This is a genomic window from Albidovulum sp., assembly GCF_041919395.1.
Taxonomy (GTDB): domain Bacteria; phylum Pseudomonadota; class Alphaproteobacteria; order Rhodobacterales; family Rhodobacteraceae; genus Albidovulum.
In genome coordinates this window covers 17,814-37,673 of record NZ_JAYRTX010000018.1, presented here as the reverse complement: position 1 = coordinate 37,673, position 19,860 = coordinate 17,814, and the positions used below count along the sequence as shown (strand labels likewise).

The 19,860-nt window shown below is 66.8% G+C and carries 23 protein-coding genes and 1 pseudogene; 11 read left to right on the top strand and 13 right to left on the bottom strand.

Going from position 1 to position 19,860, the window contains the following annotated elements; translation table 11 throughout:
• From ACMUOO_RS05210 to rsfS, 4 genes and pseudogenes are all read right to left on the bottom strand, one after another.
• Positions 1–547: pseudogene (locus ACMUOO_RS05210) on the bottom strand (2,3-bisphosphoglycerate-independent phosphoglycerate mutase); the annotation flags it as partial.
• A gap of 69 nt (positions 548–616) precedes the next feature.
• Complete coding sequence (locus ACMUOO_RS05205) at positions 617–1,243, bottom strand: 2-hydroxychromene-2-carboxylate isomerase (protein ID WP_301920289.1); 627 nt, start codon at positions 1,241–1,243, stop codon at positions 617–619.
• A 98-nt stretch (positions 1,244–1,341) separates the two neighbouring features.
• Positions 1,342–1,812 (bottom strand): 23S rRNA (pseudouridine(1915)-N(3))-methyltransferase RlmH, encoded by a 471-nt coding sequence (gene rlmH / locus ACMUOO_RS05200; protein ID WP_301920290.1) that lies wholly within the window; start codon positions 1,810–1,812, stop codon positions 1,342–1,344.
• Entirely contained in the window at positions 1,812–2,291 is a 480-nt protein-coding gene (gene rsfS, locus ACMUOO_RS05195; RefSeq protein WP_413854907.1) for a ribosome silencing factor, read from the bottom strand. Before rsfS ends, rlmH begins: the two co-directional genes overlap by 1 nt.
• A gap of 270 nt (positions 2,292–2,561) precedes the next feature.
• On the opposite strand from rsfS, the gene leuC reads away from it, so the two are divergent.
• The 4 genes from leuC (at position 2,562) to ACMUOO_RS05175 (ending at position 6,779) form a co-directional block, all read left to right on the top strand.
• Positions 2,562–3,977: a 3-isopropylmalate dehydratase large subunit gene (leuC, locus tag ACMUOO_RS05190; RefSeq protein WP_301920292.1), complete on the top strand. Its 1,416-nt coding sequence runs from the start codon at positions 2,562–2,564 to the stop codon at positions 3,975–3,977.
• Between the two features lie 12 nt (positions 3,978–3,989).
• Positions 3,990–4,595, top strand: coding sequence for a 3-isopropylmalate dehydratase small subunit (gene leuD / locus ACMUOO_RS05185; RefSeq protein ID WP_301920293.1), 606 nt, complete (start codon positions 3,990–3,992; stop codon positions 4,593–4,595).
• A 277-nt stretch (positions 4,596–4,872) separates the two neighbouring features.
• A complete protein-coding gene (locus ACMUOO_RS05180) occupies positions 4,873–5,709 on the top strand; it encodes a hypothetical protein (protein WP_301920294.1) in 837 nt (278 codons plus the stop codon).
• Entirely contained in the window at positions 5,706–6,779 is a 1,074-nt protein-coding gene (locus tag ACMUOO_RS05175) for an endonuclease/exonuclease/phosphatase family protein (RefSeq protein WP_301920385.1), read from the top strand. The genes ACMUOO_RS05180 and ACMUOO_RS05175 overlap by 4 nt, the downstream gene beginning before the upstream one ends.
• A gap of 3 nt (positions 6,780–6,782) precedes the next feature.
• Here ACMUOO_RS05175 and ACMUOO_RS05170 read toward each other — a convergent pair whose 3' ends face one another.
• Genes ACMUOO_RS05170 through ACMUOO_RS05160 form a run of 3 tightly spaced genes read right to left on the bottom strand, consistent with a single transcriptional unit; the run spans position 6,783 to position 9,264 of the window.
• On the bottom strand, positions 6,783–7,760 hold the full coding sequence (locus ACMUOO_RS05170) for a threonine/serine dehydratase (protein WP_301920295.1): 978 nt from the start codon (positions 7,758–7,760) through the stop codon (positions 6,783–6,785).
• Complete coding sequence (locus tag ACMUOO_RS05165) at positions 7,757–8,584, bottom strand: alpha/beta fold hydrolase (protein WP_301920296.1); 828 nt, start codon at positions 8,582–8,584, stop codon at positions 7,757–7,759. Before ACMUOO_RS05165 ends, ACMUOO_RS05170 begins: the two co-directional genes overlap by 4 nt.
• Positions 8,581–9,264, bottom strand: a complete 684-nt coding sequence (locus tag ACMUOO_RS05160; RefSeq protein WP_301920297.1) for a haloacid dehalogenase type II — start codon at positions 9,262–9,264, stop codon at positions 8,581–8,583. The genes ACMUOO_RS05165 and ACMUOO_RS05160 overlap by 4 nt, the downstream gene beginning before the upstream one ends.
• Before the next feature lie 160 nt (positions 9,265–9,424).
• Between ACMUOO_RS05160 and ACMUOO_RS05155 the strand changes: the two genes are divergently transcribed.
• A complete protein-coding gene (locus ACMUOO_RS05155) occupies positions 9,425–10,021 on the top strand; it encodes a hypothetical protein (RefSeq protein WP_301920298.1) in 597 nt (198 codons plus the stop codon).
• A 69-nt stretch (positions 10,022–10,090) separates the two neighbouring features.
• Here ACMUOO_RS05155 and ACMUOO_RS05150 read toward each other — a convergent pair whose 3' ends face one another.
• From ACMUOO_RS05150 to fabA, 3 genes are read right to left on the bottom strand one after another with little or no spacing between them, the layout of a single operon-like run.
• The gene (locus ACMUOO_RS05150; protein WP_301920299.1) at positions 10,091–10,879 is read right to left on the bottom strand and encodes an enoyl-ACP reductase; all 789 of its coding nucleotides are present in this window, start codon (positions 10,877–10,879) and stop codon (positions 10,091–10,093) included.
• 7 nt (positions 10,880–10,886) lie between these two features.
• Positions 10,887–12,116 carry a beta-ketoacyl-ACP synthase I gene (gene fabB / locus ACMUOO_RS05145; RefSeq protein ID WP_301920300.1) on the bottom strand — a complete coding sequence of 410 codons (1,230 nt, stop codon included), beginning with the start codon at positions 12,114–12,116 and terminating at the stop codon, positions 10,887–10,889.
• A 23-nt stretch (positions 12,117–12,139) separates the two neighbouring features.
• A complete protein-coding gene (gene fabA, locus ACMUOO_RS05140) occupies positions 12,140–12,649 on the bottom strand; it encodes a bifunctional 3-hydroxydecanoyl-ACP dehydratase/trans-2-decenoyl-ACP isomerase (protein ID WP_301920301.1) in 510 nt (169 codons plus the stop codon).
• A gap of 156 nt (positions 12,650–12,805) precedes the next feature.
• Between fabA and irrA the strand changes: the two genes are divergently transcribed.
• Positions 12,806–13,249: an iron response transcriptional regulator IrrA gene (gene irrA / locus ACMUOO_RS05135; RefSeq protein ID WP_367891226.1), complete on the top strand. Its 444-nt coding sequence runs from the start codon at positions 12,806–12,808 to the stop codon at positions 13,247–13,249.
• Between the two features lie 283 nt (positions 13,250–13,532).
• On the opposite strand, the gene ACMUOO_RS05130 is transcribed toward irrA, so the two are convergent.
• Positions 13,533–13,736, bottom strand: coding sequence for a DUF1127 domain-containing protein (locus ACMUOO_RS05130; protein ID WP_301920302.1), 204 nt, complete (start codon positions 13,734–13,736; stop codon positions 13,533–13,535).
• 335 nt (positions 13,737–14,071) lie between these two features.
• Between ACMUOO_RS05130 and ACMUOO_RS05125 the strand changes: the two genes are divergently transcribed.
• Positions 14,072–14,956 (top strand): helix-turn-helix domain-containing protein, encoded by an 885-nt coding sequence (locus ACMUOO_RS05125; RefSeq protein ID WP_301920303.1) that lies wholly within the window; start codon positions 14,072–14,074, stop codon positions 14,954–14,956.
• Between the two features lie 10 nt (positions 14,957–14,966).
• On the opposite strand, the gene ACMUOO_RS05120 is transcribed toward ACMUOO_RS05125, so the two are convergent.
• Positions 14,967–15,836 carry a glycosyltransferase family 2 protein gene (locus ACMUOO_RS05120; protein WP_301920304.1) on the bottom strand — a complete coding sequence of 290 codons (870 nt, stop codon included), beginning with the start codon at positions 15,834–15,836 and terminating at the stop codon, positions 14,967–14,969.
• Entirely contained in the window at positions 15,833–16,864 is a 1,032-nt protein-coding gene (locus tag ACMUOO_RS05115) for a LysR family transcriptional regulator (RefSeq protein WP_301920305.1), read from the bottom strand. Before ACMUOO_RS05115 ends, ACMUOO_RS05120 begins: the two co-directional genes overlap by 4 nt.
• A 90-nt stretch (positions 16,865–16,954) precedes the next feature.
• On the opposite strand from ACMUOO_RS05115, the gene ACMUOO_RS05110 reads away from it, so the two are divergent.
• The 4 genes from ACMUOO_RS05110 to ACMUOO_RS05095 all read left to right on the top strand — a co-directional run bounded on the left by ACMUOO_RS05110 (position 16,955) and on the right by ACMUOO_RS05095 (position 19,857).
• Positions 16,955–17,410 carry a cupin domain-containing protein gene (locus ACMUOO_RS05110; protein ID WP_301920306.1) on the top strand — a complete coding sequence of 152 codons (456 nt, stop codon included), beginning with the start codon at positions 16,955–16,957 and terminating at the stop codon, positions 17,408–17,410.
• Between the two features lie 73 nt (positions 17,411–17,483).
• The gene (gene miaB, locus ACMUOO_RS05105) at positions 17,484–18,794 is read left to right on the top strand and encodes a tRNA (N6-isopentenyl adenosine(37)-C2)-methylthiotransferase MiaB (RefSeq protein ID WP_301920307.1); all 1,311 of its coding nucleotides are present in this window, start codon (positions 17,484–17,486) and stop codon (positions 18,792–18,794) included.
• Between the two features lie 219 nt (positions 18,795–19,013).
• A complete protein-coding gene (locus tag ACMUOO_RS05100; RefSeq protein ID WP_413854906.1) occupies positions 19,014–19,565 on the top strand; it encodes an OmpA family protein in 552 nt (183 codons plus the stop codon).
• A gap of 1 nt (position 19,566) precedes the next feature.
• Positions 19,567–19,857 carry a hypothetical protein gene (locus ACMUOO_RS05095; RefSeq protein ID WP_301920309.1) on the top strand — a complete coding sequence of 97 codons (291 nt, stop codon included), beginning with the start codon at positions 19,567–19,569 and terminating at the stop codon, positions 19,855–19,857.
• The last annotated feature ends 3 nt before the right edge of the window (positions 19,858–19,860 follow it).

The following is a 19,860-nucleotide window of genomic DNA, read 5'->3' as shown; positions in this document are numbered from 1 at the left end:
GCCCCGTGACGGTGACGACCCTCGCCCCCGACGGCAGCCGGCGCACGAGGTCGGCGATGAAGCCGTCCGCAGATTTCGGCGGCACGTCGCGGCCATCGGTCACCGCATGGAGCGCCACCGGCACGCCACCCGCCGTTACCATCTCGCAGGCGGCGAGGACGTGGTCGATATGGCCATGCACCCCGCCGTCGGAGATCACGCCCATCAGGTGCGCGGTCCCTCCGCTGGCCTTCAGCGACTGGACGAAGGCGGCCATCGCGGCGTTGGAAAAGAACGACCGGTCCTCGATCGCAAGGTCGATCTGGCCAAGGTCCATGGCAACGACGCGCCCCGCGCCGATATTCGTGTGCCCGACCTCGGAATTGCCCATCTGGCCCGTGGGCAGACCGACGTCCGGCCCATGGGTCACGAGGCTTGCATGGGGGCATCTGGCGATGATCCGGTCAAAGGTCGGCGTCCGGGCAAGCGCCACGGCGTTGCCCTCGGTCGCCTCTCTCAGACCCCAGCCGTCGAGAATGCACAGAACGACGGGTTTCGGCGCGGTCATGGGGCGATCCTCGTGGTTGCGGGCCACGTTCTAGGACGCATGGGAAGCCACCGCAACAGCCCGTCGCGCCTATGGGCGGTCCTCCTGGTCGGCCGACCCGCGCAAGCGGCCCTCGCGGAACCAGGCGATCGCGTCCTCAAGCCGGTCGTCGCCCCAGAAGAGCTCGTCGCCGACCACGAAGCTCGGCGCGCCGAAGATGCCGCGCGACCGCGCCTCGTCGGTCGCCTCGAGGTAGGCCGTCCCGATGGCCTCCGACATCGCCCGGCCGGCAACCTCGTCGCGGTCCCGGCCAAGCTCGCGCAGCGTATCCCCGAGATTCGGCTCGCTCCCGGCGGGCTCTCCCGCGAGGAACCAGCGCCGGTAGGTCGCCGTCACATAGTCGTGGCACCAGCCCTCGGCCCGGGCGAGAACTGCGACCCGGTTAGCGAGGTCGAACTCGGTCAGCGGATAGGGCGCGGGAAGCGTCGGCTTCAGCCCGTGCATGGCGGCGCGCCGTTCGATGTCGCGCCACATGTAGCGCGCCTTCACCGGCTTGTTGGCGAAGGGGATGTTGTTCATCTCCAGCATGATCGCGCGGACGCTGAATGGCCGCCAGTCGAACCGGATGCCGGTTTCCCGTTCGATTGCCGGGAGGCGCGAGACGGTGAGGAAGGAATAGGTGCTGCCGATCGAGAACCAGAACTCGATGTGTTTCATCGAGGCCCTCCAAATCCCGCGTGATCGGCGTTTCCGGCCGCCATTATGGGCGGACGCCCGCCAAAGGCAACCGGCGAAAAGAAGGTTGCGGAATACCGTCACACCCGGTGATACGGCGCCCCGGCAAGGATCGAGGCGGCGCGGTAGAGCTGTTCGGCCAGCATCACGCGGGCGAGCATGTGCGGCCAGACCATCGGCCCGAACGAGAGCACTAGATCGGCACGCTCGCGCAAGACCGGGGCGAGGCCGTCGGCGCCGCCGATGAGGAAGGTCATGTCCTGCCGGCCGCCGTCGCGCACGCGCGCGACCAGCGCGGCGAAGTCGGGTGAGGTCAGGCCGCGCCCACGTTCGTCCATCGCCACGGTGAATGCGCCCTCGGGCAGCGCCCGGGCGAGAAGCACCGCCTCGGCCTCCATCCCGCCGCCCTTCCTGTCCTCCACCTCGTGAACGGACACCGGGCCGAGCCCGAGGGGCCGGCCCGTCCTGTCGAACCTTCTGAGGTAGTCGTCGAGGAGCACGCGTTCCGGTCCGGCGCGGAGCCGGCCCACCACGCAGAGATGCAGCCGCATCAGGCCTTGCGCACTGCCGCGAGACCCGCGCCCGGCTGCATCCACATCTTCTCGAGCTGGTAGAACTCGCGCACTTCCGGCCGGAAGACATGGACGACGACATCGCCCGCGTCGATCAGCACCCAGTCGCCCTGCTCCTTGCCTTCGGTGCGGCAAGTGCGGCCGAATTCGTGCTTCAGCCGCTCGACCAGCTTTTCCGCGATCGCGCCGACCTGGCGCGACGAGCGACCCGAGCAGATGACCATGTGATCGGCGACAGAGGACCGGCCGCGGAGGTCAATCGCCACCACGTCTTCGGCCTTGTCATCGTCGAGGGAGGAAAGCACCCGCGCGAGGAGTTCGTCGCTGGTGGCTTCGATGGGCGCGGCCGTCATCGGCATCGCCCCTGCGGCCCGGGAAGCGGCCGCGGTGTGGGTAGGTAACAGGACATCGTCCTCCTGAGTTGCGCGCCGCCCCGCCCCGGCGCTGGGAATGATCATAAGGTAACATCGCGAATGTAAAATCTCAATGAGCCCCCTCGTTTCCCGCAGAGCCGCACGAAAGGCGCCCTTGCGCCGGTCTTGCGGGACTCGGGGCGAAGGTGTATCTGCGCCTTTCATGAAACGTATCTTCGACATGGACGACCGCGCGCGCCTGCCCTGGCGGTTCTTCGGCGCGACGATGACGGTACTGGCGCGGCTTTGATCGCCGGCCACCCCTGTCGCCCCTTCGGTTTCTGACCCCCGATTTCCCACCCGCGGAGAGGACTCATGTCCGGCAAGACGCTTTACGATAAGATCTGGGACGCCCATGTCGTCGACACCCAGGACGACGGCACCTGCTTGCTCTACATCGACCGCCACCTCGTGCACGAGGTGACGAGCCCTCAGGCCTTCGAGGGCCTGAGGATGGCGGGGCGCAAGGTGCGCAGCCCCGAAAAGACCATCGCGGTGCCCGACCACAACGTGCCCACCACCCCTGACCGTGTGAAGGGCATCGAGAACGAGGAAAGCCGCATCCAGGTCGAGGCGCTGGACAGGAACGCCAGGGATTTCGGCATCAACTACTATCCGGTGAACGACATCCGCCAGGGGATCGTCCATATCGTCGGGCCAGAACAGGGCTGGACGCTGCCGGGCATGACGGTTGTCTGCGGCGACAGCCACACCGCCACCCACGGCGCCTTCGGCGCGTTGGCCCACGGGATCGGCACGTCTGAGGTCGAACACGTTTTGGCCACGCAGACCCTGATCCAGAAGAAATCGAAGAACATGAAGGTGGAGATCACCGGCAGGCTCCGCCCCGGCGTCACCGCCAAGGACATCACGCTCAGCGTCATCGGCGCGACCGGCACCGCAGGCGGGACCGGTTACGTGATCGAATACATGGGCGAGGCGATCCGCGACCTTTCAATGGAAGGCCGCATGACCGTTTGCAACATGGCGATCGAGGGCGGCGCGCGCGCGGGCCTGATCGCGCCGGACGAAAAGACCTTCGAGTATGTGATGGGCCGGCCCCATGCGCCGAAGGGTGCGCAGTGGGAAGCGGCACTCGCCTGGTGGAAGACGCTGAAATCGGACGACGACGCCCGTTGGGACAAGGTCGTGACCCTGAAGGGCGAGGATATCGCCCCCGTCGTCACCTGGGGCACCAGCCCCGAGGACGTGCTGCCGATCACCGGCGCGGTGCCGTCGCCGGAGGATTTCAAGGGCGGCAAGGTCGAGGCGGCAAGGCGGTCGCTCGACTACATGGGGCTGAAGCCCGGCATGAAGCTGACCGACATCAGGATCGACACCGTCTTCATCGGCTCTTGCACGAACGGACGCATCGAGGACCTGCGTGCCGCAGCCGCGATCCTGAAGGGCAAGCACATCGCCCCGGGCATCCGCGCGATGGTCGTGCCGGGCTCGGGCCTCGTGCGCGCGCAGGCGGAAGAGGAAGGTCTGGCGCAGATCTTCATCGATGCGGGCTTCGAATGGCGGCTTGCCGGCTGCTCCATGTGCCTCGCGATGAACCCCGATCAGCTTTCGCCCGGCGAACGCTGCGCGGCGACGTCGAACCGCAACTTCGAGGGACGTCAGGGCCGCGGCGGACGCACCCACCTGATGAGCCCCGCGATGGCGGCGGCGGCGGCGGTCACCGGGCACCTCACGGATGTGCGCGAGATGATGGCGGAAACGGTGTAAGGGACAACGGACATGGACAAATTCACCACCCTCACCGGAATCGCGGCGCCGATGCCCTTGGTCAACATCGACACCGACATGATCATCCCCAAGCAGTTCCTGAAGACGATCAAGCGCTCGGGCCTTGGCAAGAACCTCTTCGACGAGATGCGCTTTACCCAGGACGGCCGGGAGATCCCGGATTTCGTGCTGAATCAGCCGGCCTGGCGGAATGCCGAGATCATCGTGGCGGGTGACAACTTCGGCTGCGGGTCGAGCCGCGAGCACGCGCCCTGGGCGCTTCTCGACTTCGGCATCCGCTGCGTCATCTCGACGAGTTTCGCCGACATCTTCTACAACAACTGCTTCAAGAACGGCATCCTGCCGATCGTGCTGCCAGCAGAGGTTGTGGCCGTCCTCATGGACGATGCCAGGAAGGGCGCCAATGCGAGGATGACAGTCGATCTGGAATCGCAGACCGTCACGACCTCCGACGGGCAGAGCTTTGCCTTCGACGTCGACCCCTTCCGCAAGCATTGTCTCCTGAACGGACTCGATGACATCGGCCTGACGCTGGAGAAGGGTTCGGCCATCGACACTTTCGAGAAGGTTGCCGCACAGAGCCGCCCTTGGGTGTGAAAACGCTTGAGATACAACATCTTGGGCCGCCCCTCGGGCGGCCTTTTTTCTTGTGCCGGTATCGGCGGAAAATTGCTCATTAAATGATGCAAAGGCGCACCAGTTATTCCACGAAAAGGCCCCAATGCCGGGGCTAGTCTTAACGAAACGTTGATGGGGAGCCGGACTTGGGCAAATTTGGGGCAACAATGAGGCAGCGCGCCACAATTGGCGGGCTCAAGTTGGCCAGACACGCCCGGCAATGCACCGGCAACGGCCAGGTCGAGGGAACGGGGCAGTGATTTCTCAGCTCACAGGGGCGCTCGTGCGCGCGGTTCTGGTCATGGTGTTGATCGCGACACCATCGCTCCTGCTGCCGCATGTCTCGCACGACACGACCCAGATCGTCGCCCTCGTGGCGCTCTTCGCAGCCGCGCTGACGTTCTTCGAATACGCCTCCACCTATCCCGGCCTGGTGGAATTCCGCGACGCGCCCCCTTTCAACCGCCTGCGCTTCCTGTCGCTCTTCGTCACCGTCCTCATCCTGTCGACGATCGTCCGCGGCCAGACCGAACCGACGACTCTGACGGTCTTCATCGAGGCGCTTGGCAACAAGCTCGGCGAGGTCATCGACGTTCCATACAGTCCGGTGCGCCTCGTCGTGCTGATGCTGCCGGAGGACATGAGCCTGCGCCACCTGATCCTCGTGCGCACCTCGGCGGGCATCTCCTACATGATCTCGCTCATGACGCTCATCCTCTTCGTGGTAACGATGCGGGTGATCGGCTGGCCGAGCCGGATCGGCTCGTTCAACGTCTGGATCAACCTGCCGACCTTCGATCCGACGACGGGAGGCGACGTGGTGGACCGGCTGCAGCGTGACGCCCGGTTCAACATTGCACTCGGCTTCCTTCTGCCGTTCCTCATTCCCGCTGCGGTCAAGCTCGCCGCGCTCGCCTTCTCGCCGGTGACGCTGGAAAGCCCGCAGACCCTGATCTGGACGATGACAGCATGGGCCTTCCTTCCCGCCTCCCTCTTCATGCGCGGCATCGCCATGGGGCGCATCGCCGGGATGATCGCCGAGAAGCGCCGGCAGAACAACGCCACGGCCGAGGCGGAGCTCTTGCCGGCCTGATCCTCGGGGCGCTCCTGCCGGTTGGGGCCCGCGCCGAGACGTTCAGAATCGCGACCTACAATGTCGAGATGAACCGCGATGGTCCAGGGCTCCTCTTGCGCGACATCCTCACCGAAAGGGACCCACAGGTGGAGGCGGCGGCGGCTGTGATCGCGGCCGCCGCCCCGGACGTGATCGTGCTGACCGGCATCGACTACGACCTTGGCGGCATCGCACTCGGCGCTTTTGAGGACCGTCTCGCCGCAGCAGGGGCTGACTATGCCCACCGACTGGCACTCCGTCCCAATACCGGCATGGCCACCGGCCTCGACCTCGACGGCGACGGGCGCACGGGCGGGCCGGGCGATGCGCAGGGTTTCGGCCGCTTCGCGGGCGAAGGCGGCATGGCGGTGCTGTCGCGGTTGCCGCTGGGAGAGACGACGGACTACTCCGCCTTTCTCTGGCGTGACCTTCCGGGAAACCTGCTGGACGGGGCAGGGCTGAGCGCAGATGCCGCCGCGATCCAGCGGCTTTCGACGACCGGCCACTGGGTCGTTCCGGTCGTGCTGCCAGACGGACGGTCGTTGAGGCTTCTTGCGTGGATGGCGACGCCACCCGTCTTTGACGGGCCAGAGGACCGTAACGGGCGGCGCAATCACGACGAGGCGGCCTTCTGGACACGACTTCTGGACGGTGATCTGCCCTTCGCGCCGCCGCAGGGCCCTTTCATCGTGATCGGTGACGCAAATCTCGACCCGGTGGACGGTGACGGGCGGGCTGACGCGCTCACGTCCCTTCTGGCGGATCGGCGCCTTCAGGATCCGCAGCCGGCAAGCCGTGGCGCAGAGCAGGCCACATCCGCGCAAGGCGGGCCGAACGCGGACCAGCGGGGCGCTGCGGCCCTCGACACGGCCGACTGGCCGGAGGACGGCGGGCCGGGAAACCTCAGGGTGGACTATGTCCTCCCGTCTGCCGACCTCGTGGTGGAGGAAGCGGCCGTCTGGTGGCCTGAACTCGGCAGCCTGGAAGCAGAGGCAACGGCCACCGCCTCCCGCCACCGGCTTGTCTACATCGACATCCGTTCGCCTTGACCGTCAGGCCGCGCCGAACCGCTCCATGGCCTTCCTGTGCAGCGCAACATCGACGTTTCCGCCCGAGGCGACGACGATCACCGCCGGTCCCGCCACCGCCTCAGGCCGGAAGAGCGCGGCGGCAAGCGCCACCGCCCCGCCCGGTTCCAGGACGATGTGGAGCCGGTTGAAGGCTGCCGCCATGGCAGCCATCGCCTCGTCCTCGCTGACCGCGATCCCGGGCCCGCAGAGCCGCGAGAGGATCGGGAAGGTGATCTGCCCCGGCGAGGGCGTCACGATCGCGTCGCAGATCGAGCCGGTCATCCGCGCGTTCCGTTCGATCTTCCCCGAGGCAAGCGAGCGCGCCACGTCATCGAACCCCTCCGGCTCCACTGTCCGGGCGCGAAGGCCAGGTGCCCTCGCCTCAAGCGCAAGCGCGATGCCGGAGGTGAGCCCCCCGCCGCCGCAGGGAACGAGCACATCGGCCGCCGCCACCCCGGCCGCCGCGGCATCTTCGGCGATCTCGAGACCCGTGGTCCCCTGTCCGGCGATCACGAGCGGCTCGTCGAAGGGCTTCACCAGCGTCAACCCGCGTTCTTCGGCAAGCGCCGCGCCAATCGCGTCGCGGTCTCCCGTCGCCCGGTCGTAGAGCACGACCTCGGCCCCAAGCGCGCGGGTATTGTCGATCTTCACGCGGGGCGCATCGGAAGGCATCAGGATGACGCATGGCGCGCCCATGGCGCGGGCAGCATAGGCCACCCCCTGCGCGTGATTGCCTGAGGAGAAGGCGATGACCCCCCTGGCGCGAGCCTCGGGCGGCAGCGCCGACAGCGCCGACCAGCCGCCGCGCAGCTTGAACGAGCCAGTCGGTTGCAGGCATTCCGGCTTCACCAGCACCCGCCGCCCGGCGATCTCGTCGAGAAACGGCGAGGACAGCAGTGGCGTGCGCACCACATGCCCCTTGAGCCGCCCGGCGGCCGCCTCGATCATCCCGATGTTCATCGCATCCTCTCCAGCCAGGTGCGGATCGCGCCGAGGCTTTCGGCCTCGTCGAGGAAGGGAACGTGCGCACGGTCGGGCACGTCGGCAAAAATCATGTCGGGGCGCCGGCGCCGCATCTCGGCGGCGGCCGTTTCCGACAGGAGGTCGGAATTTGCGCCCCGGATCAACGCGAGCGGCAGCCCGGCGCAGGCGTCGAAGAGCGGCCAGAGATCGGCCTGCGGCCCCTCGAACGCGGCAAGAAAGCTGGTCCGAAGTTCCGGGTCGTAGCGGATGTGCAGGCCCTTGTCCGCGGGCGAATAGAGCCGTTCGGCGAAAGCCCGCCAGCGTGCCTCGGGCACATTGACGAAGCCGGGCATCGTGCGGGGCAGCTTCGCCACGAGTTCGTCCATGCTCTTCGCCGCCGGGTTACGGCCGACGTAGTCGAAAATCTTCTCCAGCCCCGCGCGTTCCAGTGCCGGCCCCACGTCGTTGAGGAGAATGCCCAGAAGCCGCGGTCGCGCGGTCGCAGCGAGCACCATGGCAATCAGTCCGCCGCGCGAGGTGCCGATGACAGCGGCCTGCTCGAGCCCGAGATGATCGAGAAGCTCCAGCGCATCCTTCGCCTCGCGCGGGACGGTATAGGTCGCTGAGCCGGTCCATTCCGAACCGCCGCGGCCGCGGTAGTCGGCGCGGATCAGGCGCACGTCGGGCAGATGCGACGCAAGAAAATCGAAGTCCGTCGAGGAGCGGGTGAGGCCGGCGAGGCAGAGCACGGGCAGCCCCTCTCCCTCGTCGCGGTAGGCAAGGCGGGCGCCGTCGGAGGCGGTGAAGTGCAGGAGTGTCATGGGCGGGCAAGGTCCGGGATCGGGGTTAGATCAGGTATTTCGTGGTGCGGGCGGGCGGGCAGCCTTTCGACCGGCAACCCGGCGCGGTTCACCCAGGCGGTACGAAACCCGTAGCCCGCTGCCGCCGCCGCGTCCCAGCCGTTCGAGGAGACGAAGAGCACCTCGTCCCTGGCACAGCCGAACCGTTCGGTGACGAGCCCGTAGACGCGTGCATCCGGCTTGAAAACGCCGACGCTCTCGACCGAGAGCACGTCGTCGAGCAGACTGCCGATTCCGGCGGATGCAACCGCTGCCGCTAGCATCGGAGGCGAGCCGTTGGAGAGGATCGCCGTCGCAAGCCCGCGCGCCTTCAGCGCCGCGAGGGTGGTGGGAACCTCGGCATAGGCCGGAAGCTCACGGTAGAGCGCCAGCAGACGCGGCCGGAGTTCCGGATCGGCCAGCCCGTTGGCCTCTAGCGCCCAGTCGAGCGCGTCTTCGGTGACGGTCCAGAAATCCGCGTGCCGGCCCATGACGGCACGAAGCCAGCTGTATTCGAGTTGCTTTCTCCGCCAGTCGTCGGCGAGGCGGGGCCAGACGGCGGCGAGCGCCGCGCGCCTCGGTTCGGCTGCGGCAAGGCGGGCGGCGGCAGCCACGTCGAAGAGCGTGCCGTAGGCGTCAAAAATGCACGTCGTTGTCGCCATGGAACCTCCGCCGGCCAGACTGGCGCGGGTCGCATCGCGCGGCAAGGGCGGAAATGTGTCGCGCACAATCCCAAGCCGTCCGGCCGGTCACTGGCTTTTCTGCCCCGTCGCGGGCACTCTGGCACCGGACCCACCGCCGGCAGAGCCGCAGGAGCACGCCATGTCCGAACCGACGCCCGTCGAGCGATTCAAGCAGGCCCTGCGCACGCTCGAAGCCGAGTTCGACGCCGAGGTGGCCGAGCGCCGCGCCGCGCTGCGATACCGGATCGAACGCGGCCGCGTCGTCTTCGACCGCGAGGTGCTGGCGCGCCACCGCGAGGCCCGCGTGCGGCTGACGGAGTTCCTCGCCGCCGCACGGCCGTCGGTGATCCTGACCGCGCCGGTGATCTATGCGTTGATCATCCCGCTGGCCCTCCTCGACCTCTGCGTGAGCGTCTACCAGGCGGTCTGCTTCCCGGTCTACGGCATCGCCAAGGTGCGGCGGCGTGACCATATCGCGATGGACCGCCATCATCTCGCCTACCTGAACGCGCTGCAGAAGCTCAATTGCGCCTATTGCAGCTATGCCAACGGCCTGGTGTCCTACGTGCGCGAGATCGCCGGGCGGACGGAGCAGTACTGGTGCCCGATCAAGCACGCGCGGCGGGTCGCCGGGACCCACGCCAACTACCCGGACTTCACCGACTACGGCGATGCCGAGGCGTTCCGCGCCGAGTCAGAGGCGCTGCGCGAGACGCTGCGGCGTCCAGGCGACTGACGGCCCAGGCGGACATGCGCCTGACGGTAGCGGGAGTTCCGGGCGCGGGCGTAGATGCCGCCGGCTGACTCAGAGGTTTTCGGCTTGCGGCATCCCCAGCACGTGATAGCCGCCATCGACTCGAATGATCTCTCCTGTCGTGCAGGCCCCGAAGTCGGACAGAAGATAGACCGCCGTCCCGCCAATCGCCTCCAGCGTGGCGTTGGCGCGCAACGGCGCGTTGGCCTCGGTATGGCGGAAGGTTGCCCGTGCGCCGCCGATGGCCGCCCCGGCCAGCGTCTTCATCGGCCCGGGCGAGATCGCGTTGACGCGCACTTTCTGCGGCCCGAGATCGTTCGCAAGGTAGCGCGTGGCGCTTTCCAGCGCCGCCTTGGCCACGCCCATCACGTTGTAGTTCGGTGTGACGCGGTTCGACCCGGCGTAGGTGAGCGTCACGAGGCTGCCGCCCTCGGGCATGAGGTCTGCCGCGCGCCGGGCGACGTCGATGAAGGAATAGCAGGAGATCACCAGCGAATTGCAGAAGTTCGCCCGGCTGGTGTTGACGAAGCGCCCGGTCAGTTCGGTCTTGTCGGAATAGGCTATGGCATGAACGAGAAAGTCCATGCGGCCCCAGCGATCCTTGAGCGCTGCGAAACAGGCGTCGAGGCTTTCGTCGTCGGTCACGTCCACGTCCACGAGGAAGTCCGATCCCACCGAAGCCGCGAGCGGTTCGACCCGCTTGCCGAAGCCCTCGCCCTGGTAGGAGAAGGCCAGTTCCGCCCCTTCCGCGGCGAGTGCCGCGGCAATGCCCCAGGCGATGGATCGCTCATTCGCGACACCCATCACGAGCCCGCGCCTTCCTTTCATCAGGTCGGCCATGGCAGCCTCACCCGCGATGCCTGCTCAGGACGAGCGTGGCGTTGGTTCCGCCGAAGCCGAAACTGTTGGATAGGACGGTATCGAGTTCCACTCCCTCGCGGTACTCCGTCGCGATCTCCCCGGGACGGATTTCGGGATCAAGCTCGGTGATGTTGGCCGAGGCTGTGATGAAATTGCCGTTCAGCATGAGCAGCGAATAGATCGCCTCATGCACACCGGTCGCCCCGAGAGAGTGGCCTGTAAGCGATTTCGTGGACGAGATCGGCGGCACGTTGCCCTCGCCGAAGACACGCCGGACCGCCTTCACCTCGGTTACGTCACCCGCAGGCGTCGAGGTGCCGTGGGCGTTGATGTAGCCGACCTTCCGGTCCTTCGGCAGCGTCGAGAGCGCAAGCCGCATCGACCGCTCGCCGCCCTCGCCGGAGGGTGCCACCATGTCGTAGCCGTCCGAAGTCGCCCCGTAGCCCGTGACCTCGGCGTAGATCTTCGCGCCGCGGGCCTTCGCGTGCTCCAGCTCCTCAAGCACCACCACGCCGCCGCCGCCGGCGATGACGAAGCCGTCGCGGCTGGCGTCGAATGCGCGCGAGGCGGTCTGCGGCGTGTCGTTGTATTTCGACGACATCGCTCCCATCGCGTCGAAGAGGCAGGAAAGCGTCCAGTCGAGCTCCTCGCCGCCGCCGGCAAAGACCACGTCCTGCTTGCCCATCTGGATGAGCTCGGTGCCGTTACCGATGCAATGCGCGCTCGTCGAGCAGGCCGAGGTGATCGAATAGTTCACACCCTTGATCTGGAACGGCGTGGCAAGGCAGGCCGAGTTCGTGGAGGACATGCAGCGCGTGACCATGAACGGCCCCATCCGCTTCGGCGCGCCCTTCTCGATCACGGTCTGGTGGGCCTGGAAGAAGTTCGAAGTGGAGGGCCCGCCGGAGCCCATGACAAGGCCGGTGCGTTCGTTGGACACATCGGACTGTTCAAGCCCGCTGTCCGCGATGGCCTGCTCCATGGCGAGGAAGTTGTAGGCCGCGCCCGGCCCCATGAAGCGCAGGTTGCGCTTGTCGATGTGGTCCTCGAGTACGATCTGCGGCATCCCGTGAATCTGGCTGCGAAAGCCGTGCTCGGCATAAGCGGGGGCGAAGACGATGCCGGACCGGCCAGCCCGCAGGCTTGCCTCGACTTCGGCCGCGTTGTTGCCGATGGGGGAGATGATCCCGATCCCGGTGATGACGACGCGGCGCATGGCGCTCTCCTTCTGCCTCTAGGTCAGTTCGCCGACAGCGCGACCTTCATGTCCTTCACAAGATAGATGGTCTCGCCATCCGCTTCCACCCGGCCGTCGGCAACCCCCATGGTCAGTCGCCGGGTCTGCACAGCCTTGGTGAAATCGACGTAATAGGTGAGCATCCTGCGGTCGGGCCGCACCATGCCGGTCAGCTTCACCTCGCCCACGCCGAGCGCGTAACCGCGCCCTTCCCAGCCGCGCCAGCCGAGGTTGAACCCGGTGAGCTGCCAGAGCCCGTCGAGCCCGAGGCAGCCGGGCATGATCGGATTGCCGGGGAAATGGCATTTGAAGAACCAGAGGTCCGGGCGGATGTCGAATTCGGCGACGATATGGCCCTTGCCGTGCTCTCCGGCGTCGGCCGAAATGTCCGTGATCCGGTCCATCATCAGCATCGGCGGGGCCGGAAGTTGGGCGTTGCCGGGGCCGAACAACTCGCCCCGCGCGCATTTCAGCAGGTCCTCCCGATCGAACCGCGTCGGATAACTCGCCATTCCGCCTGCCCCTCGTCGGCTGCACATTTCCGACCCTCTATCATCCGGCTCCGCCACAGGGCAAGGCCACTGCCGGATCGCCACCGCGTGAAACGGATTGAATTTCCGTATCTCTCCGGCCTATATAACGGACTTGCGGCAGCGAATGGATGGGCAGTGACGCAAGCGGCTTTCGAGAGGGTGGCCGACCAGGTCGCCTCCGCGCGCGGGGCGCGCTGGCTGATGCGGGCGGGGCTGAGGCCGACGCGCCAGCGGCTCGCTCTCGCCACGCTGCTGGTCGGCGACGGCCAGGACCGCCATGTGACCGCCGAAAGCCTGCATGCCTCTGCCACCGCCTCCGGCGAGCCTGTATCGCTGGCGACCGTCTACAACACGCTGAGGGCCTTCTGCGAGGCGGGTCTCATCAACGAGATCTCCGTCGACGGCAGCCGCAGCTATTTCGACACGCGGCTTGATGATCATCCGCATTTCTTCTGGGAGGAAGAGGGTCGACTGGTCGATGCGCCGGCCGAGGACCTGAAGATCGCCCGCCTGCCCGAACTGCCCGAAGGGGCCGAACTTGCGCGGGTCGATGTGGTCATCCGGCTTAGGCGCGGTTGATCGTCCGGGGCAAGCCGAGCGTCCTGCCCGCGGCCGGACTTCGAATCCAGACCTGAACCGTTGGCACCGCCGGAGCATCGGCATCCGGTTTCCGACGGATGACGCACCTCTGTTCGGACGCACCGCCGCATTGGGAACCCGGCGCGCCCCCGGCCTGGGATCGGCCGGGGGCGCGGGGGCGTGGAAATTCACGCGGGACGGAACCAACCGGTTGGAAGGGGGTCGGCTGGATGGACAAAGGGCTTCGGATCGAAAAGGGCTTTCTGAAAGGTCGGGTCTCGGTTCAACGGATGCCGCGGAACTCCTCCAGATCGCCCCGCGTCAGACCAATGTCGCGCAGCAGACGGTCGTCCAGATCGGTAAGCCCGCTGATCGATCGCGCCATCGCGCGCCGCTTCTTGCGGGCCTCGATCCAGTCACGCAGGAGCGCGAAGAGGCGTGTGCCTCGGCGCACCGATGGCGCGGGGAAGAGAAATGTCTCGCTCATCATCTTTCCTTGACTCCTGAAATGCTTCTTCCCCCTCGGGGGCCGGCCCATGAAATACCTTGGACCGGTCTGTCTTGATTCTGGTGATCTCCGATCGTAACCGTGCGGGCAGTGCCGCCGGCGGGCAAAGGGACCGGAACTGGAAGAACGTATCCCGGTCTTACGAACAATCGTTACTGGAATGTCCAACTCTGTAATGTTTATTTCAGAAGATGTCCGTTGCATCGTCCGGCACGACGTTGCGTCATCATGCAATCCGTTGCAAATTGTTGCATGTCGGAATCTGAGAGGCGCGTGATGCGTCGGTCGGGCCGGACGGTGGAGCGTGCAGCATCATGACGAGCGAAGCAACCGGCCGGCTCGGCGAGCGGCTCAGTCTGGCCCTCAAGACGATCAACCTGTCGCCCGCCGCGCTCGGCGCGGCGGTGGGTGTGGACAAGTCGGTCGTGTCCCGCTGGCTGTCGGGAAAGGTCCGGCCGAGCGGTCACAACCTGACCCGCATCGCAATCGAGATCGCGCGGCACCGACCCGGATTCTCCACGCTCGCCCTGGAGGGACCTGACGAGGAGTTCCGCCGCGCGCTCGACCTTCCGATACCGTTTGGCACAGGCGGGCTCTCGCAGGTCCCGATGGCGGATTCGTCGGCCCTGCCGATCCCATACGACCTGATCAACGTGTCACGCAACGAAGTCATGCGGCGCGGCGACGAGTATTACGGCCACTACGATGTCCACTACTGGTCCTTCACCCAGCCGGGTCGAATTGCGCGGCTCGCGATGATGCTCCGGCCAGCGCAGGGACTGATCGAGGCGCGCTATGGCGCCCGCGGGTTCGAGTTCCGCGGCTGGGCACTTCTCCTGCAGAACCGGCTTTATGTTCAGTTGGCTGAAATGCGCCACGACGCGATGCTCTACATGGTCACGAATGCCGGCCAGCAGCCGAGAGCTGCGCTGATCAGCGGCATCATCCTCGGACCCAGCGACGGCAACCTCATGCCCACGGCCTCGGGCGTGATCCTGACGCGGGCAGGCGAGATCGCGGGCCTGAGCGAGGCTGACGACCGCGCCTTCGAGGCACGCGCCGATAACGACCCCTTTGCGGGCGGAGACGCGACGCCGACGGCCATTCGCGACCTTCTAGAATCCCTCCGGCCGGGCGGCGCCGGCGCGGGCCAATGGCTGTTCCGTGTGAACTACCTCGACGGTGGCAAGGGACTCTAGGCGCTGACCGTCAGAACCACTGCCCCGGCTCCATCAGCCCCAGGTCCATCAGCTGCCCCGAGGTCCAGTCGAAGCGGATCGAACCGTGCCACGTGAAGGTCGGAATACCGAAGGTGGAGCCGGGGTTCGCCTTCAATGCCTTCGCCGCCCGGAAGGAGGCCACCGCAGCCGTGAGGTTGTGATGCCAGGGGCAGGCATAGGTGTTGTATTCTTCGACGTTGAAGGTGTGATCCTCCCTGAGCACGAGCCCCTTCGCCGATCGGAAAAGCGCAATGCGGTCGATGCGGCGCCTGGCCTTCGGCACATGTTCCTCGAACCGCCAGCGCAGACCGCCGAAGAAGTCGAGCTGCCGTTCCCTCGGATGCCCCGTTTCGGGGTCCGGCCGAGCAAGCGCATAGTAGCCCGAACCGTCGAGCATCGCCTCCTCGCGGCTGACTGCGTCAGGGTGGCGGCCAAGGTCTGGGGCGTAAAGATCGACGACATAGGCGAGCATGGCGTCGCGTCGTTCCTCGGCGTGGAAAGCCAGCATCTCTCCCACCGTGCGGGTCTCGCAGAACGGGAAGAAGAGATACTCGGCGTTGTAGGCGTAGTAGAACCAGGTCTTCGCCGGCGCCGAGTCGATCACCGCGTTGACCGCCTCGGGGACGGCGCACCTTGCGAGCGTGTCGTGGCGGATCCAGGTCGCGGCCGCTGCGACCTCCTCCGGGATCGGCAGGGCATCGGGAAGGAAGACCACGATCTCGCCGAAGCCGAGACCAGCGTGATGGGTCACGGTGGAGGCGATCTCCGCCTCGTCCTCGACGAAGAGGAGCGCGACGGGACCCCTGGCGAGGTGCGCGGTGCCCCGTGTCAGGAAATCCTTGAGCGAGGCGTAGGTCATCGCGGCCGTCCGTTTTCGTCGCGCGCGAAGGTCGGCGATGGCGGGACGGAATGCAATGCTTCCGTGCCGGGTCGGGCCGCCGCCTCCGTCTCGCCGGCATCGAGCGGTTCCAGAGTTTCCGCCACGAGACCGCGCAGCCAGCGGTGGGCGGGTGCGCGCGAGGCACGGCGGTGCCATGCCATGAAGATCGTCGCCGCCGGAAGCGGCATCGGCGGAACGTAGACCCACAGACCCAGTCGCGGCGCCATTGCCTCGGCAAGCTGACGCGGCAGAAGCCCGACGAGGTCGCTCTCGGACACGGCCCGGCAGACACCGGAGAAGACCGGGACCGTCATCGCCACGCGCCGCTTGCGCCCGACCGCCGCAAGGGCGGCGTCGCCCATGGCGCTCACGCGCCCCTCTGGCGAGAAGAGCACATGTCCCAGGTCGCAGAAAAGATCGGTGGGTACAACACCGCCCGGTGGCACGCCCTCGGCCGCAAGGCGCGGGTGCCCCGCCCGCGCGATCATCCGGAAACTTGAGCGAAACAGCCGCACGTGCTCGGTCCATTCGGGAAACGTCGTTTCGGGAATCAGGACGAGGTCGGCGCGCTGACGTTCGAGCGTGGCGACGTAGTTTTCGGGCACCAGATCGACCAGCTGGACGATGAGCGCAGGCGACTGCCGCGACACCGCGGCGCCGAGCGCGGGCATCAGCATCTCGGCGAAAAAGTCCGACCCGCCGATGCGGAAGGCGCCCGACGCCCGCGCCGGATCGAAGGCTTCGGGGCCGGCGATGAGGCCCTCGGTCCGGTCGAGGATCTCCCGCAGCGGAGTCTCCAGGCTCAGCGCATGGTCGGTTGGCACCAGCCGCTGGCCCTGGCGTACGAAGAGTGGATCGCCGAGCGCGTGACGGAGGCGTCCGAGCGCGGCCGAGGTCGCGGGCTGCGATAGCCCGACCCGCGCCGCAGCCCGTGTCACGGAGCCTTCGCGCAACAGCGCGTCGAGCACGCGGAGGAGATTGAGGTCGAAGGTTGATATATTCGTCATGTGAATATTAAACCTACAATCAATCGTTTGGTCAAATGAATGTAGTGGGGCCATTCTCGCCGCATCCGATGCGCGACATGGAGAAGAACGATGCTCGACGCGACCCCCGCCACCCTCGGCCCCGGCACGATCGACTGGAACGCCACCCTCTACCGCACCCTCTTGTCCCCCGCCGACACCGGCGGCGCCATGTCCATCGTGGACAGCCTCTCGCCCGCGGGCTCCGGGCCGCCCCGCCATATCCACCATGCCGAGGACGAGACATTCGTGATCCTCACCGGCACGGTGACCTTCTGGCTGGAGGGCGAGACCTTCACCCGCGGACCCGGAACGAGCGTCTATGTTCCGCGCGGGCGGGAACACACGTTCCGCGTGGCCGGTGACGCGCCGTCGCGGCACCTCGTCATTCTCACCCCCGGCGGGTTCGAGGGCTTCTTCGCCGACATGGCGCGTGGTCGCTGCCGCATCCCCGAGGACATGCCGGCGATCCTGGACTCGGCCGCGCGCCATAACCTGACGTTCACCGGCCCGCCTCTCTCCGCCTGAGCGGTTGCCGGGCGGGCGGGTTCGGGTGTAGGAAGCGGGCCGCGAAGCCGCGCCAGCCCGAAAGCGATCCACCGTGACCAAGAAGCTCTACATCAAGACCTACGGCTGTCAGATGAACGTCTACGACAGCGAACGTATGGCCGAGGCGCTTGGCGCGGAAGGTTACGTCACGACCGAGGTGGCCGAGGAAGCGGACATGGTCCTGCTCAACACGTGCCATATCCGCGAAAAGGCGGCCGAGAAGGTGTATTCCGACCTCGGGCGGCTGAAGCCGCTGAAGGCGGCGAAACCCGGCCTGACGATCGGCGTGGCGGGCTGCGTGGCGCAGGCCGAGGGCGGGGAGATCCTGCGGCGGATGCCGCTCGTCGATCTCGTGGTGGGGCCGCAGAGCTACCATCGCCTGCCCGCCATGGCGAAGAAGGCCGAGGCCGGGGAAAAGACGGTCGATACCGACTTCCCCGAGGAGGACAAGTTCGACCATCTGCCAGACCGGCCGAAAGCGGTGGCGCGGCCGACCGCCTTCCTTACCGTGCAGGAGGGCTGCGACAAGTTCTGTGCCTTCTGCGTCGTGCCCTACACCCGCGGCGCGGAAGTCAGCCGGTCGGCAGACCGGGTGCTGTCGGAAGCGCGCGGTCTTGCCGAAAGGGGTGTGCGCGAGATCACGCTCCTTGGCCAGAACGTGAACGGCTATCACGGCGCGGGGCATGATGGCGACTGGTCGCTCGCGCGGCTGGTGCGCGAAATGGCCAGGATCGACGGACTGGAGCGCATCCGCTACACGACCTCGCACCCCAACGACATGTCGGACGACCTCATCGCCGCTCATGGCGAGGAGAGGAAGCTCATGCCCTACCTGCACCTGCCGGTGCAGTCGGGGTCCGACCGCATCCTGAAGGCGATGGCGCGCAAGCACCGGGCAGAGGACTACCTGCGGATCGTCGAGAAGATTCGGGCCGCGCGCCCCGACATGATGCTCTCGGGCGACTTCATCGTCGGCTTCCCCGGCGAGACTGAGGCAGATTTCGACGCCACGCTCGACCTGATCCGCACGGTGAATTACGGCATGGCCTATTCGTTCAAGTATTCCGCCCGTCCGGGCACGCCGGCGGCGGAAAGGACGCCGGTGCCGGCCGAAGTTGCCGACGAACGGCTTCAGACGCTGCAGGCGCTCCTGACAGGGCAGCAGCGCGCGGCGCAGATGGCAATGATCGGGCGCGAGGTCTCGGTTCTCTTCGAGAAACCCGGGCGGCTCCAGGGCCAGATGGTCGGTAAGTCGGACTACCTGCACGCCGTGCATGTAAGGACGGAGGCCACCCCCGGCACCATCGCACGGGTGAGAATCACCGCCTCCGCCCCCAACTCGCTTGCCGGTGAGGTCGCCTGACCGGCTGGCGCTGCGGGGGCTATTGTTGGTCGGACGCAAAAAGATCGCCCATCCGCATCCTTTTCTGTTTCCCCTTGAATAACAATGATTTCACAATCGTCGGGTTCGGTCCGCGGCACTCTCTGCTATCATGGTCACCGGGTGACGAAGGGACCGGCCGCACTGTCAGCGGCCTTCCCGCAAGGTTTGGGGGTTGGGGTGAGGGTTCCAAGAACGGCTGTGGCGCGGGCTTTGGCCTGCGCATTTCTCTGGGCATCCGCGGCGGCGCCGGCCGCGGCGCAAAGCGAACGGATTCCGGCCGAACGCTACCGGCCGGCTCTGGCCCAGACACCGGACGGCTGCCAGGTCTGGATGATCGACGACGGCTGGGAAGGCTATGCCTGGAACAGGACCGACCGGAACGGCAAGCCCGTCTGCATGAAGGTCGAGACCTGCCTCGTCGCCAGCGCCGACACGCTCTTCGCCACCGATAGCGCCACCGTCCGCCCGGCCGAGGCCGATCGGCTCAGGTCCTTCTTCCGGCAGGAGGGCGTCTGGTCCTACGGCATTCACGGCCATACCGACTCGCGCGCTTCGGACGAATACAACATGCGCCTGTCGCAACGCCGGGCGAACGCAGTCGCGAAAATCGCGCTCGCCGCCGGTGCGCGGGTGGCCTCGGCCAACGGCTTCGGCGAAAGGATACCCGTCGCTTCCAACGCCACCTCTGCCGGGATGCAGAAGAACCGGCGGGTGGAGATTGTCTGCTACCGCGAGATCGGGAGGTACTGAGATGGGCGCGCGCATCCTGATCCTCGGCACGGCCATCACGCTTTCGGCCTGCGTCAAGACCGACCACAGCGTGGACCGTTTCATCGACAGCGGACAGTTGGCGCAGAAGGTGAAGTGGGGCATCTACGTCGATCCGGACGGCTGCGACGTCTGGATGGCAGACGACGGGATCGAGGGCTATTCGGTCCTGCGTCTCGACCCCCGGACGGGAGAGCGGGTCTGTTCGGGCGTGCTGCCCAAGGGTTATGCAGCGGGCCACAAGCGCGGCTCGGCCATTCCCGATCCGATCTGATCC

Excerpts from the sequence above, each read along its gene's own strand:
- ACMUOO_RS05205 (WP_301920289.1), bottom strand. The coding sequence starts at position 1,243 with ATGAAACACATCGAGTTCTGGTTCTCGATCGGCAGCACCTATTCCTTC.
- rlmH (WP_301920290.1), bottom strand. The coding sequence starts at position 1,812 with ATGCGGCTGCATCTCTGCGTGGTGGGCCGGCTCCGCGCCGGACCGGAA.
- ACMUOO_RS05115 (WP_301920305.1), bottom strand. The coding sequence starts at position 16,864 with ATGACGAATATATCAACCTTCGACCTCAATCTCCTCCGCGTGCTCGAC.
- ACMUOO_RS05155 (WP_301920298.1), top strand. The coding sequence starts at position 9,425 with ATGTCCGAACCGACGCCCGTCGAGCGATTCAAGCAGGCCCTGCGCACG.
- rsfS (WP_413854907.1), bottom strand. The coding sequence starts at position 2,291 with ATGATCATTCCCAGCGCCGGGGCGGGGCGGCGCGCAACTCAGGAGGAC.
- ACMUOO_RS05120 (WP_301920304.1), bottom strand. The coding sequence starts at position 15,836 with ATGACCTACGCCTCGCTCAAGGATTTCCTGACACGGGGCACCGCGCAC.
- ACMUOO_RS05170 (WP_301920295.1), bottom strand. The coding sequence starts at position 7,760 with ATGAACATCGGGATGATCGAGGCGGCCGCCGGGCGGCTCAAGGGGCAT.
- fabA (WP_301920301.1), bottom strand. The coding sequence starts at position 12,649 with ATGGCGAGTTATCCGACGCGGTTCGATCGGGAGGACCTGCTGAAATGC.
- ACMUOO_RS05160 (WP_301920297.1), bottom strand. The coding sequence starts at position 9,264 with ATGGCGACAACGACGTGCATTTTTGACGCCTACGGCACGCTCTTCGAC.
- ACMUOO_RS05165 (WP_301920296.1), bottom strand. The coding sequence starts at position 8,584 with ATGACACTCCTGCACTTCACCGCCTCCGACGGCGCCCGCCTTGCCTAC.
- ACMUOO_RS05110 (WP_301920306.1), top strand. The coding sequence starts at position 16,955 with ATGCTCGACGCGACCCCCGCCACCCTCGGCCCCGGCACGATCGACTGG.
- fabB (WP_301920300.1), bottom strand. The coding sequence starts at position 12,116 with ATGCGCCGCGTCGTCATCACCGGGATCGGGATCATCTCCCCCATCGGC.
- ACMUOO_RS05125 (WP_301920303.1), top strand. The coding sequence starts at position 14,072 with ATGACGAGCGAAGCAACCGGCCGGCTCGGCGAGCGGCTCAGTCTGGCC.
- leuD (WP_301920293.1), top strand. The coding sequence starts at position 3,990 with ATGGACAAATTCACCACCCTCACCGGAATCGCGGCGCCGATGCCCTTG.
- ACMUOO_RS05150 (WP_301920299.1), bottom strand. The coding sequence starts at position 10,879 with ATGGCCGACCTGATGAAAGGAAGGCGCGGGCTCGTGATGGGTGTCGCG.
- leuC (WP_301920292.1), top strand. The coding sequence starts at position 2,562 with ATGTCCGGCAAGACGCTTTACGATAAGATCTGGGACGCCCATGTCGTC.
- ACMUOO_RS05130 (WP_301920302.1), bottom strand. The coding sequence starts at position 13,736 with ATGAGCGAGACATTTCTCTTCCCCGCGCCATCGGTGCGCCGAGGCACA.
- ACMUOO_RS05095 (WP_301920309.1), top strand. The coding sequence starts at position 19,567 with ATGGGCGCGCGCATCCTGATCCTCGGCACGGCCATCACGCTTTCGGCC.